Raw genomic sequence first — 12,556 nt, 5'->3', positions numbered from 1 at the left:
ACCTGACCCTCGTCTGACTCTTCGCTCAAGATGTACCTGGTGCGCTTGCCCTTGCGTGTCCAGTAACCTTACGGAAAATTCAAGATGCCTTCTATCGTCAAACAGCGTTACGCGCTTTCTTTCGTCTCCCTGCTCGCGCTCGCTTCCCAGGCATCGGCCCAGAGCACGCCTGCCGATGCCAAACCGGCCGCCGCGGCTCCCACGACCACCATGACCGCCAACGTCACCCTGGCGTCGCAGTACATTTCGCGGGGCTTCCGCCAGACCTGGGGCAAGCCGGCGCTGCAGGGCGGGTTCGATATCGGCCATCCCAGCGGGCTCTCGGCGGGGATCTGGATGTCGACCGTCAGCAACCGCTTTGTCGAAGACGGCACGCTCGAAGTGGACATGTACGGTGGCTACACCGGCACGGCCGGTCCCATCGGCTACAGCGCGCTCCTGTACTACTACAAGTATCCGGGTGCCAAGTACAACGCCACCGGCGTGTCGTACGACTACGGCGAACTGTCGCTGGGCATGACGTACAAGTTCTTCTACGCCAAGTACAACAGCACCTATACCAAGGACTTCTTCGGCATCACCAATGCGCGCGGCACCGGTTACCTGGACGTGGGCGCCAATGTCGACCTCGGCTCAGGCTATACCCTGAACCTGCATGCGGGCGATGGCCGGGTCCATGGCGCCGGCAACGATATCTGGAACTGGCGCGATGTGAAGGTGGGCGTGAGCAAGGCCTTCGACGGCGGCTGGACCATGTCCGGCGCCTACACCAAGGCGCGCGGCGCCACCAATGCGTACGACGCCTATACGCTCGGCATTGCCGATTCGTCCGGCAAGGTGGCGGTGTCGAATCCGGCGGTCGGAACCTTTGTGGTGGCGCTGACCAAGACATTTTGATGTCCCATAATACCGAAGAGGATAAGAAAACCATGGCAGCATTCGGATCGGGTCTTTCGCTCAACAGCAAGATTTGTATCGCCGCCACCGCGCTGGTGGTGTTGAGCCTGGGCGTCACGGCGGCCGTGATCGGCTTCAAGAGCAGCGCCAGCGCGGAAGCGGCGGCCATGGAACTGGCGCGCACCTCCTCGCGCGAGGTCGTCGGCGCGCTGCAGAGCCGGCTGTCGACCAACCTGGCCAGCATCATCAGCCTCGGCTCGGCGATGCGCTCGACCAAGGCGCTGGGCCAGCCCTTGCAGCGCGAGCAGATCTACGAGATGACCAAGGCGACCTTGCTGGGGAGCGAGGACCTGATCGGGGCGGCGGTGACCTTTGAGGCGAACGCACTCGACGCCAAGGATGCCGAGTTCGCCGACAAGAAGCCGCATTACGACGCCAGCGGCCGCTTCATGCCGTATTTCACCCGCAATGACAAGAACGAAGTCAATGTCGAACCGATCGTGTTCGGCACCGATCCCGGCGCCAACGACTGGTACGACATTCCCAAGCGCAGCGGCAAGGTATTTTTCACCGAGCCCTACGTGTATCCGGTGGCGGGCAAGGATGTGCTGATGGCGTCGCTGGTGGCGCCGATCATGATCGAGGGCAAGTTCATCGGCACCGCCAGCGCCGATTTCATGCTGCCGCGCCTGAGCATGATCCTGGCTGAACTGAAGGTCATCGAGGGTGGCAAATTGTCGCTGGTCTCGAACGGCGGCGTGTATGCCAGCCACCCGCTGCCGGCGCGCCTGGGTAAGCCAGCCGACGACTTGCCGCCCGCCGCGCTCGAGCGCATCCGCCAGGGCAAGGCGTACGAATTTGACGATGGCCGCGGCAACATCCGGCTGCTGCAGCCGCTCTCGATCCACCCGGAGATTGCGCCGTGGAGCGTAGAACTGAGTTTTCCGCAGAGCGTGGCAACGGCGTCGGCGCGCGAATTGCTGCTCTACACCCTGATCGTCGCGCTGGTCTGCGCGCTGGCCACGGCTGGCATCCTGGTAATGGTGGTGTCGCGGCTGACCCGTCCGCTGCGCACGCTGGGCCGGACGATGACCAATCTGTCCTCGGGCGAGGCCGACCTGCGGGTGCGGCTCGACGTGCACGGCAAGGATGAACTGGCTGTCATCGGCGCCGGCTTCAATGCCTTCGTGGCCAAGATCCATACCGTGCTGGTACAGGTGCACGAAAGCGCCGACAACGTGGCCCAGTCCAGTTCCGAGATCGCGCAGGGCAACAACGACCTGTCGGCGCGCACCGAGCAACAGGCCAGTTCGCTGGAGGAAACGGCGGCGTCGATCGAAGAGCTGACCGCGACCGTCAGGGACAATGCCGAAAACGCCAAGCAGGCCAATCAGCTGGCCGCATCGGCCTCGGACGTGGCGCGCAAGAGCGGGGCGGCGGTGTCGCAGGTGATTGCCACGATGACGTCGATTAACGAGTCGTCCAACAAGATCGTCGACATCATCAGCGTCATCGATGGGATTGCTTTCCAGACCAATATCCTGGCCCTGAACGCCGCGGTGGAAGCGGCGCGCGCGGGGGAACAGGGGCGCGGTTTTGCGGTCGTGGCCTCGGAAGTACGCAACCTGGCCCAGCGCAGCGCGGCGGCGGCCAAGGAAATCAAGGCCCTGATCGACGATTCGGTGGGCAAGGTGGCTATCGGCAGCCGCCAGGTCGACGAAGCGGGCAGCACCATGGAGCAGGTGGTGGCCAGCGTTGGCCGGGTCAATGCCATCATCGCCGAGATCACGGTGGCCACGGGCGAACAAAGCCAGGGTATTTCGCAGGTCAACCAGGCGATTGCCGAAATGGATGGCGTGACCCAGCAGAATGCGGCCCTGGTCGAAGAAGCGGCCGCGGCGGCGGAAAGCCTGCAGTTCCAGGCTACGCAACTGGCGCGCGCGGTGAACGTCTTCAAGCTCGACGACCGGCATAACGGCGCCGCCCCACGCAGCGCGGCGCCAGTGGCGCGCTCGACCCCGTCGTCGCACCTGGCGGTCACGAAGGCCAAGCCGGCGCTGACGAAAGCGCCGGCAGCCGAGGAGTGGGACGAGTTTTGACGCAGGTACACGGCGCGTGCGGCAACGCGCGCGCCCCAACGCGCCCACGCGCCTATTTTTCTTAACGCAAAAACGCTGACTTGCGCAGTTCACGGCGTAATTCCTGCGCCACCTGCGCACGCAATTCTTCCCCAATAAACCCGCCGATCTCGACCCGCACCCCGCGCGACTCCAGTGCAATCAGGCTGCGCTGGCGGTCCGGCATGGCGATGCGGGTCCAGCACGCCTCCAGCCGGATGCTCCTCACCTGGCCCGCCTCGACCCGCTCGACGAGCAGGCAGCCGTCGCTGAGCGCGATGCGTTCGCGGTCGCCCGCGTGGCGCGCATAGCACAGCAGCGCCGCCGCCAGCACGCCGATGTCGAGCACCACAAAAATCAGCACGAACCACGCGCCATGCAGCGCAAACCCCAGCCCGATCACCAGCAGGAACAGGCACAGCAAGCCATACGCCACGCCCACCTGGCGCGGCGACATCGAACAGTTTTTCTTCAATAGCCATTCGCGTTCCATGAGCGTTACTTGACCAGCGGCGGCGTTTCAAAGGTGTGGAAGGGGGCGGGACTGGGGACCGTCCATTCGAGTCCTTCGGCGCCATCCCACGGCTTGTCCGCGGCCTTCTCGCCCCCGCGCACGGTGGGCAGCACGACAGCAAACAGCCAGTATGCCTGCGTCAGTCCGAACAGAAACGCGCCAACCGAGGTGAGCATGTGGAAGTCCGTGAACTGCGTGGCGTAGTCGGCATAACGGCGCGGCATGCCGGCCAGCCCCAGGAAGTGCATCGGGAAGAAGGTCACGTTGACCCAGATGAGCGAGTTCCAGAAATGGAACTTGCCGCGCCATTCGTTGTACATGTGACCGGTCCATTTCGGCACCCAGTAGTAAAAGCCGGCGAACAGGCAGAACAGCGAGCCGGCAACCAGCACGTAGTGGAAGTGCGCCACGACATAGTAGGTGTCGTGCACCTGGATATCGATGGGAACGACCGCCAGCAGCAGGCCGGACAGTCCGCCGATGGTGAACACCCAGATGAAGCCAATGGCGAACAGCATCGGCGTTTCCAGGGTCAGCGAGCCTTTCCACATGGTCGCGATCCAGTTGAATACCTTGACCCCGGTCGGCACGGCCACCAGCATGGTGGCGTACATGAAGAACAGCTGGGCCGTGACCGGCATGCCGGTGGTGAACATGTGGTGCGCCCACACGATGAACGACACGATGGCGATGGCGGCGGTGGCGTACACCATCGAGGCGTAGCCGAACAGCGGCTTGCGCGCGAAGGCGGGAATGATGTGCGAGATCATGCCGAAGCCGGGCAGGATCATGATGTACACCTCCGGGTGGCCGAAGAACCAGAAAATATGCTGGTACATGATCGGGTCGCCCCCGCCGGCCGCGTTGAAGAAGGTGGTGCCGAAGTGGCGGTCGGTGAGCAGCATGGTCACCGCGCACGCCAGCACCGGCATGACGGCGATCAGCAGGTAGGCGGTGATCAGCCAGGTCCAGCAGAACATTGGCATCTTCATCAGGCGCATGCCGGGCGCGCGCATGTTGAGGATGGTGGTGATGATGTTGATGGCGCCCATGATCGAGGAGGCGCCCATCAGGTGGATGGCAAAGATGGTCAGGTCCATCCCCGCGCCCATTTGCAGCGACAGCGGCGGGTACAGGGTCCAGCCCGACGCGCTGGCGCCGCCGCCGGTGAGGAAGGCCGCCAGCAGCAGCACGGCGGCCGGCGGCAGCAGCCAGAACGAAAAATTGTTCATGCGCGCGAACGCCATGTCGGAGGCGCCGATCTGCAAGGGAATCATCCAGTTGGCGAAGCCGACGAAGGCCGGCATGATGGCCCCGAATACCATCACCAGGCCGTGCACGGTGACGAACTGGTTGTACAGCTCGGGATAAAAGAACTGCAGGCCGGGCTGGAACAGTTCGAGCCGGATGAAGAGGGCCAGCACGCCGCCGGCCATGAACATGCTGAGCGAAAACCACAGATACAGCGTGCCGATATCCTTGTGATTGGTCGCGTACAGCCAGCGCCGCCAGCCGTGCGGGTGGGTGTGCTGTTCGTCATGGGCCAGCTCGCCCTGGCCGGGCAGGATCGTCACGCTCATCAGGCTCTCCGTGCATCGATGTCACGGATGACTATAGCGAGCGCGCCCCGGCGCACGATTCCCCGGCATGCAGGCTTTGGCGCGGGTCAAGCGGGTGCGTTTTGGAGGGAACTTTTGAAGCGGGTGACGAACTGGTCTCAGGCGCCCGGTCCCAGGCGCGCCGTGGCGCCCTCGACCACGGTGGCGGAAAACACGCGCCGCTCGGGGCAGCCGGTGCTGGTGCAGATGAGGCCGGTTAGCATCGCGCTGGCGGCCAGGGTCATGGTCTGCACCGGTTGGCGCAGGGTGGTCAGGTTGTAGCTGAGCCAGCCCGCCGGCGCCATGCCGTCGAAGCCGGTGACCGACAGCTGGCCCGGCACGTCCAGCCCCAGGTCGTGGCGCGCCGTGTCCAGGCAGCCGATGGCCATGATGTCGTTGCCGCACATGACCGCGTCCGGCAGCCGGCCCAGGCCGGCGATGATTTCACGCAGGCCGCGCCCGCCGCTGGCGTAGTCGTAGTCGCCGCTGACGACCAGGGGCGCGGCCAGCCCCAGCTCGGCCAGGCGTCCGGCCACGCCGCGCTTGCGGTCCTGCGCGATGGCGGAATCGTGCGGGCCGTCGATCATGGCGAAGCGCTTGTGCCCGCCCGCCGCCAGGCGCGACACCAGCAGGCGCGCCCCTTCCACCTGGTCGCACACGACGGCGTTGACGGTGCGGTCGCGCAGGGTGCGGTTGAACAGGACGAAGGGAATGCGGCGCCGCTCGAATTCGGCGGCCTGTTCGTGGGTCAGGGTGGCGGCCAGCACCGCGCCGTCGACCTGGTGCTGCCAGACATCGGCCAGGGTGGCACCGATATCGCCTTCGCGCGCCAGCGAAAACAGCAGCACGCGCATGCCGTGCTGGCCGAATTGCCGGCTCAGCTCGGACAGGATCTGGGGATAGTGCAGGGTGACGGTGTCCGACAGCACCACCGCGATCAGGTTGGAGCGGCGCGTGATCAGGCTGCGCGCGGCCGCGTTCGGCGTATAGTCGAGTTCGGCCGCCGCCTGCATGACGCGCGCAAAGGTCGCTTTCGACACGCTCGCACCCGGCTTGAAGCAGCGCGACACGGCCGACTGCGACACGCCCGCCGCGCTGGCCACGTCATACGAGGTGACGCGGCGCGCTTCGCTATGGATCAGCTCCTTGAGGTCGGCAATGCTCGGATGCAGCGGCGCGGGGGTGTGGGTCATTAATTTCTTCTGGATAACAATCCTTGCTGGACTGCCCAGTGTAGACCCTGTTTTGCTATGTGGCAATACTTTTACTGTAGAGAAATTTGGTAAGGCGGGAACCGGTGCTTTTCAGTTGCTCCACGGCGACAATCGAAGGGAATGCCCGCTTCAGCCGTACTCTGGTATAATATCGCCCCTTAATCTAAAGGGTACCATGGCGAATGCTTGCGGCGTCGATTTCGGAACGTCAAACTCAACAGTAGGCTGGGTCCGCCCCGGTCAGTCGGCTCTGCTCGCCCTCGAGGATGGCAAGGCTACCTTGCCCTCGGTGGTGTTTTTTAACGCCGAGGACGAGGAGGTCAGCTATGGCCGCGCGGCCCTGGCAGGCTACCTTGCGGGCTACGAGGGGCGCCTCATGCGCTCGCTCAAGAGCTTGCTCGGCACCAGCCTGATCGACGGCCAGACCGAGGTCGGCGGACGCGCGTTGCCGTTCCGCATGCTGCTCTCGCACTTCATCGGCGAGGTCAAGCGCCGCGCCGAACGCGAAGCGGGGCGCAGCTTCAACTCGGCCGTGTTCGGCCGTCCCGTGTTCTTCATCGACGACAGCACGGCCGCCGACCGCCTGGCCGAGGATACCCTGGCCGAAGTGGCGCGTTCGGTCGGCTTCGAGCACGTCGCTTTCCAGTACGAGCCGATCGCGGCCGCCTTCGACTACGAGTCGCAGATCCGGCGCGAGGAACTGGTGCTGATCGCCGACATCGGCGGCGGTACCTCCGACTTTTCGCTGGTGCGCCTGTCGCCCGAACGGGCGCTCAAGGCCGAGCGGCGCGACGATATCCTCGCCACTGGCGGCGTGCACATCGGCGGTACCGATTTCGATAAATACCTGAGCCTGGCGTCGGTGATGCCGCTGCTCGGTTACCAGACCCTGCTCAATAACAATAGCGCGATTCCGTCGAGCTATTTCTTCAATCTGGCGACCTGGCACACCATCAACCTGGCCTACACCAAGAAGGCCGCGGCGCAGCTGGCCGACGTGGCGCGCGACGCCCGCGAGCCGGACAAGCTGGGCCGCCTGCAGCGCCTGATCGAGGAGCGCTCCGGCCACTGGCTGGCGATGCAGGTGGAAGAGGGCAAGATCGCCCTGTCCGACGCGGCCAGCGCCACGCTGGCCCTGGACCGCCTGTCGCCCCCGGTCGACCTGCTGCTCCAGCGCAGCGAGTTCGACGAGGCCATCAGCCACCTGGTCGGCAGCATCGACCAGACGGTGCTCAAACTGCTGGCCGACGCCGGCGTGTCGCCGGATGCGGTCGACACCGTGTTCTTCACCGGCGGCTCGAGCGGCGTGCGCATGTTGCGCGAGCGCATAGGCGCACTGGTGCCGAACGCGCTCAAGGTCGAAGGCGACCTGTTCGGCAGCATCGGCGCCGGCCTCGCGCTCGACGCCGTGCGCAAGTTCGGTTAGGACGCGCGGTGTTCGAGAAACCGATCGTCATGCTCGATTTCGAGACCACGGGTTTGTCGCCGGCCAACGGCGACCGTATCACCGAAGTGGCGGCGCTGCGCATCGTCGACGGCCGCGTGACGGAGCGCTATGTGTCGCTGGTCAATTGCGGCGCGCGCATTCCCTACTTTATTTCCCAGCTGACCGGCATTTCGCAGGCCATGGTCGATTCGGCGCCGCCGGTCGATCGCGTGCTGCCGCAACTGCTCGACTTCATCGGCTGCGACGCCCTGTCGGCCCATAACGCCAGCTTCGACGAGAAATTCCTCAAGGCCGAGGCCGAGCGGCTGGGCCTGGCGACGGCGCACGAGGGGCTGGTGTGTTCGCTCAAGCTGTCGCGCCGGGTGTTTCCGGGCTTGTCGAGCTACAAGCTGGGCCTGTTGTCGGGCCAGCTCGGCATCCGCTTTCGCAGCGCCGCCCACCGCGCCGAGTCCGATGCCGAGGTGGCGGCCGAGGTGCTGATCCACATCGCGCGCCATCTGGGCGACACCTACGGCTTCGGTGCGCTCGCGCCCCAGCTGCTGGTGTCGATGAACAAACTGAGCGCGGCCAAGGTGCCCGCTTACCTGCGCCAGATGGCCGACGCCGCACTGCTGGCAAAAAAAGTGCCGCAAAGCGCCTGATCGCTTTACAATATTGGCACCATGACCCGCCAGTTCTCCATTCGCATCCTGTTGTCGCTTCTGCTGCTGATGTCGCAGCAGATGGCGACCATGCACGTGATGTCGCACTGGAGCACGGCTTCCGCCGGCGGCCAGGCGCAAGCCTCGGCGCAGGCGCAGCCTGACGGGGAGGGCAGTGCGCTCTCGCGCGCCATCGCCCGCGACCAGAGCTGCGACCAGTGTCTGGCCTTTGCCCAGCTGGCCGGACCGCTGCCCAGCCATGCGCACGGTTTCATCTTCGCCGACGCCGCCCTGGCGCCGGCCGCATCGATTTCCCCCCAGGCGGCGCGCGCACGCACGCTGAACGCGTTCGAACCGCGCGGACCACCTCAGGCCTGACAGCCATACCCTGTTTCTGTGCATACGCCAGGCCGCGCGCGGCCTGCCCGCGTGCGCCTGTCTGTCACTCTTTGTTTGCCTGAGGTTTTTTACATGAATGTCCAACGTACGCTGCTTGCCAGCGCGATCCTGTCCGCCCTGTCCGCCCTGAACCACGCCAATGCGCAAGTTGCCGCCGCCTCCGCCGCCGCCTCCGCCGATCCCGCCGTGCCCAGGGTGATCGTCACCGCCAATCCCTTCGGCAAGTCCGAAGGCGACCAGATTCTGGCGCCCGCCAAGATCCTGTCCGGCGACGAACTGCGCGACAAGCTCGGCTCTTCGCTCGGCGAAACGCTGTCGCAGGAACTGGGCGTGTCCGCATCGGGCTTCGGCGCCGGCGCCTCGCGCCCCATCATCCGCGGGCTGGAAGGCTCGCGCGTGAAGATGCTGGAAAACGGCATGGCGGTGGCCGACGTGTCCGGCCTGTCGAATGACCATGCGGTGTCGGCCGACGGCGCCGTGGCGCGCCAGATCGAAATCCTGCGCGGCCCGGCCGCCTTGTTGTACGGCTCGGGCGCCATCGGCGGCCTGGTCAACGTGGTCAACGAACGCATCCCGACCGCGCTCGAAGCCAAGCCGGCCGGCCAGTTCGAGACCCGCTACGGCACGGTGGACCGCGGCCGCAGCGCTTCGGGCGCGCTCGATGGCGCGGTCGGCAAGATCGGCCTGCACATCGATGGCAATATCCGCCGCGCCGACGACTACAAGATTCCCGGCAACCGCGTGCCGGGCGACCCAAGCTCGGCCTCGGGCCGCTTGCCGCAATCGTTCACGCGCCAGGATACGCTCGGCGCCGGCGCCTCGGTCATCGGCGACTGGGGCCATGCCGGCGTGTCGGTGGCCACGCTCAACAACCGCTACGGCATCCCCAGCCTGGAAGGCTCGCAGATCGACCAGTCGCAGATCCGCTACGACGCCGATTCCCTGTTCAAGATGCCGTTTGCGGGCGTCGAGAACATCAGGATCAAGTTCGGCTATACCGATTACGACCATGCCGAACTGGACGACGACAACCATCCGGAAGTGCTGTTCAAGAACCGCGCGCTGGAAACCCGCGCCGAGCTGACCCATGCGCCGCTGGCCGGCTGGCACGGCACCCTGGGCATGCAGACCGAGAACGCCCACTTCAGCGCCCTGAGCGCCGAAGGCGGTCCGGACACGGTGCCGGTCACGCATTCGACTTCGCGGGCGGCCTTCCTGGTCGAGGAACGCGAATTCGGCCCCGTGCGGGTCAATGCCGGCGCGCGCGTCGAATCGGTCGAGCGCAAGCCGCTGGGCCACCAGGACCGCAAGTTCGACCTCGGTTCGTATTCGGTGGGCGCGCTGTGGCCGTTCATGCCCGGTTACGCAACCGGTGCAACGGTGTCGGTGGCGCAGCGCGCGCCGGCCACCGAGGAACTGTATTCGGGCGGCCCGCACGACGCCACCCAGACCTTCGATATCGGCAACGCCGACTTTAAAAAGGAAACCTCGCGCAATATCGAGCTGTCGCTGCAGAAAGTGTCGGGCCTGGTGCGCTGGAAGGCCAACGTGTTCCAGAACAAGGTCAAGGATTTCATCTACGGCAATATCAGCGGCGCCATGGTGGATGAGGAAGGCAATCCGGGCGAGGAACTGCTGCAGCGCATTTACCAGCAGGCCGACGCCAGCATCCGCGGCGCCGAAGCGGAAGTGACCTACAACCAGCACGGCGCGGGCCTGTCCCTGCGCGCCTTTGCCGACACCTCGCGCGGCAAGCTCGATCACGGCGGCAACCTGCCGCTGCAACCGGCCTCGCGCATCGGTGCCGATGTCGGCTACCGCAGCGGCGCCGTGCGTGCCGGCATGTCGGTCGTGCGCGCCCAAAGCCAGGACCGGCTCGCCAGTTTCGAGCAAAACGCCACCCCCGCTTACACCCAGCTCAGCGCCAATCTGTCGTATACCCAGCATATCGGCAGCGTCGACCTGACCTGGTTCATGATCGCGCGCAATCTGTTGAACGAGGACATCCGCCTGTCGACCTCGGTATTAAAAGAGGTCTCGCCACTGCCCGGCCGAAATTTCCTGTTCGGAGTTCGCACCAAATTTTAAGCAGGCACAAGCCATAATTTGTTTCAGGCCGAAACCAAACCCCGCCGAGAGCGATCTCAGCGGGGTTTTTTCATGCTGCCTAACGCGCCCACCTGCGGGTCCGCTTGTTCCCAGTCAAACTCCGGCACGCTTGTCCTATTAAAATTTTAGCAATACTTCTCAGGTCGCTTATTGCCTGTTGCAGCCCGATAATTCTGCAGTTTCAACGGCGTTGGCGCCGGAGGATGAAGCATGGACCGCCAGAACACCACCCGCGAGAACTATCAAACCTACATGTGGTTCCGCCAAGCTGCAGAACGCGGCAATGCGTACGCCCAGTTCAACCTGGGCTTGATGTGCAAAAAAGAGCGCGATTACGACAGCGCTTTCACCTGGCTGCGGCTGGCGGCCCAGCAAGGGCTGGCATTTGCCCAGAATCACCTCGGTTCGATGTATTACCATGGCCGCGGCGTCGCCCACAGCGATGCCGAGGCCGCGCGCTGGTTCCGCCGCGCGGCCGAACAGGGCGAGGCGTCGGCCCAGCAAAACCTGGGGCTGATGTACCGCAAGGGGCGGGGCGTCGAACAGAACCACGAGCAGGCGCTGGCGTGGTTCCAGCGCGCCGCCGAGCAGGGTTCGGCCAGCGCCCAGACCCTGCTGGCCGAATGCTACCTGGCCGGGCAGGGCGCGCCGGTCAGCTATGAGCAGGCCATGAACTGGTTCCGCAAAGCGGCCCTCCAAAGCGACGCCGTGGCCCAGCTCAACCTCGGTCTGATGTACAAGCGCGGCCAGGGCGTGGAGGCCAGCGACGAACAGGCGCTGTGCTGGTTCCGCCAGGCCGCGGCCCAGGGCAATCCGATGGCCCAGCGCCACGTGGGCGTGGCCTATGCCGACGGCGTGGGCGTGCGCGCCGATCCCTTGCGCGCCGTGGCCTGGCTGCAGCGCGCGGCCGAACAGGGCGACCGCGACGCCCAGTTCAACCTCGGCGTAATGCTGGCCAACGGCCAGGGCGCCGAGCAGGATGAACACCGCGCGCTGCAGTGGTACGCGCGCGCGGCCGAACAGGGCCACGTGCTGGCGCAATACAATCTGGGCAGCATGTATGCCAACGGGCGCGGCACCCCGCGCGACGAATACCGCGCGCTCGAGTGGTACCGGCGCGCCGCCGAACAGGGCGCGGCCAACGCCCAGTTCAATCTCGGCGTGATCTATGCCAGCGGCCAGGGCGTGCCGCGCGACGACAGCCAGGCCGCGCACTGGTACCGCACCGCGGCCGAGCAGGGCGACGCCAGCGCCCAGAACAACCTCGGCGTCATGTACGCCAACGGCCAGGGCGTGCCGCAGGATGATGCGATGGCCGTCTACTGGTACACCCAGGCCGCCGAGCAGGGCCATGCGCTGGCCCAGTACAACCTGGGCGGTATGTACAACAGCGGACGCGGCGTGGCGCGCGACGCCGTGCGCTCCTACATGTGGATGCTGCTCGCGGCCGACGCCGGCGACGAAACGGCCAACGCCAACAAGGCCATCGTGGCGCGCCGCCTCACTCCGGCCGAGATCGGCTCGGCGGTGGACCAGTCGCGCCTGTGGCTGATCGCCCACGCTGGCCTTGGCAAGGGTGTGCGCGGCGCGGCGTAAGCGCCCCGCGCCCGGTCCGGGCAG

The 12,556-nt window shown here is 65.6% G+C and carries 10 protein-coding genes; 7 read left to right on the top strand and 3 right to left on the bottom strand.

The features are described from left to right. Positions 1–84: 84 nt before the first annotated feature. The gene (locus RBA40_RS17245; protein ID WP_306649017.1) at positions 85–897 is read left to right on the top strand and encodes a TorF family putative porin; all 813 of its coding nucleotides are present in this window, start codon (positions 85–87) and stop codon (positions 895–897) included. Continuing rightward, positions 897–2,996 (top strand): methyl-accepting chemotaxis protein, encoded by a 2,100-nt coding sequence (locus RBA40_RS17240; protein WP_306649016.1) that lies wholly within the window; start codon positions 897–899, stop codon positions 2,994–2,996. The genes RBA40_RS17245 and RBA40_RS17240 overlap by 1 nt, the downstream gene beginning before the upstream one ends. A 61-nt stretch (positions 2,997–3,057) precedes the next feature. Here the strand turns inward: RBA40_RS17240 and RBA40_RS17235 are convergent, their stop codons facing one another. The 3 genes from RBA40_RS17235 to RBA40_RS17225 all read right to left on the bottom strand — a co-directional run bounded on the left by RBA40_RS17235 (position 3,058) and on the right by RBA40_RS17225 (position 6,319). Continuing rightward, a complete protein-coding gene (locus RBA40_RS17235; protein WP_306649015.1) occupies positions 3,058–3,507 on the bottom strand; it encodes a DUF2244 domain-containing protein in 450 nt (149 codons plus the stop codon). Positions 3,508–3,512: 5 nt separating this feature from the next. Then, entirely contained in the window at positions 3,513–5,108 is a 1,596-nt protein-coding gene (gene ctaD, locus RBA40_RS17230; protein ID WP_306649014.1) for a cytochrome c oxidase subunit I, read from the bottom strand. A 137-nt stretch (positions 5,109–5,245) separates the two neighbouring features. Next, entirely contained in the window at positions 5,246–6,319 is a 1,074-nt protein-coding gene (locus RBA40_RS17225; protein WP_306649013.1) for a LacI family DNA-binding transcriptional regulator, read from the bottom strand. A 196-nt stretch (positions 6,320–6,515) separates the two neighbouring features. Between RBA40_RS17225 and RBA40_RS17220 the strand changes: the two genes are divergently transcribed. From RBA40_RS17220 to RBA40_RS17200, 5 genes are all read left to right on the top strand, one after another. Continuing rightward, positions 6,516–7,766, top strand: coding sequence for an Hsp70 family protein (locus tag RBA40_RS17220; protein ID WP_099879386.1), 1,251 nt, complete (start codon positions 6,516–6,518; stop codon positions 7,764–7,766). Positions 7,767–7,774: 8 nt separating this feature from the next. Beyond that, positions 7,775–8,428, top strand: a complete 654-nt coding sequence (locus tag RBA40_RS17215; protein ID WP_306649012.1) for a 3'-5' exonuclease — start codon at positions 7,775–7,777, stop codon at positions 8,426–8,428. A 21-nt stretch (positions 8,429–8,449) separates the two neighbouring features. Then, the gene (locus RBA40_RS17210) at positions 8,450–8,806 is read left to right on the top strand and encodes a hypothetical protein (RefSeq protein ID WP_306649011.1); all 357 of its coding nucleotides are present in this window, start codon (positions 8,450–8,452) and stop codon (positions 8,804–8,806) included. A gap of 93 nt (positions 8,807–8,899) precedes the next feature. Next, positions 8,900–10,915 (top strand): TonB-dependent receptor, encoded by a 2,016-nt coding sequence (locus RBA40_RS17205; protein WP_306649010.1) that lies wholly within the window; start codon positions 8,900–8,902, stop codon positions 10,913–10,915. Between the two features lie 231 nt (positions 10,916–11,146). After that, the gene (locus tag RBA40_RS17200) at positions 11,147–12,532 is read left to right on the top strand and encodes a tetratricopeptide repeat protein (RefSeq protein ID WP_306649009.1); all 1,386 of its coding nucleotides are present in this window, start codon (positions 11,147–11,149) and stop codon (positions 12,530–12,532) included. Positions 12,533–12,556: the final 24 nt, after the last annotated feature.

The organism is Massilia pseudoviolaceinigra (assembly GCF_030846505.1).
Classification (GTDB): domain Bacteria; phylum Pseudomonadota; class Gammaproteobacteria; order Burkholderiales; family Burkholderiaceae_D; genus Telluria_A; species Telluria_A violaceinigra.
This window is presented reverse-complemented; position numbering and strand designations above follow the sequence as displayed.

Coding starts and splice junctions, on each gene's coding strand:
- RBA40_RS17200 (WP_306649009.1), top strand. CDS start 11,147: ATGGACCGCCAGAACACCACCCGCGAGAACTATCAAACCTACATGTGG.
- RBA40_RS17240 (WP_306649016.1), top strand. CDS start 897: ATGTCCCATAATACCGAAGAGGATAAGAAAACCATGGCAGCATTCGGA.
- RBA40_RS17225 (WP_306649013.1), bottom strand. CDS start 6,319: ATGACCCACACCCCCGCGCCGCTGCATCCGAGCATTGCCGACCTCAAG.
- RBA40_RS17235 (WP_306649015.1), bottom strand. CDS start 3,507: ATGGAACGCGAATGGCTATTGAAGAAAAACTGTTCGATGTCGCCGCGC.
- RBA40_RS17205 (WP_306649010.1), top strand. CDS start 8,900: ATGAATGTCCAACGTACGCTGCTTGCCAGCGCGATCCTGTCCGCCCTG.
- ctaD (WP_306649014.1), bottom strand. CDS start 5,108: ATGAGCGTGACGATCCTGCCCGGCCAGGGCGAGCTGGCCCATGACGAA.
- RBA40_RS17210 (WP_306649011.1), top strand. CDS start 8,450: ATGACCCGCCAGTTCTCCATTCGCATCCTGTTGTCGCTTCTGCTGCTG.
- RBA40_RS17220 (WP_099879386.1), top strand. CDS start 6,516: ATGGCGAATGCTTGCGGCGTCGATTTCGGAACGTCAAACTCAACAGTA.
- RBA40_RS17245 (WP_306649017.1), top strand. CDS start 85: ATGCCTTCTATCGTCAAACAGCGTTACGCGCTTTCTTTCGTCTCCCTG.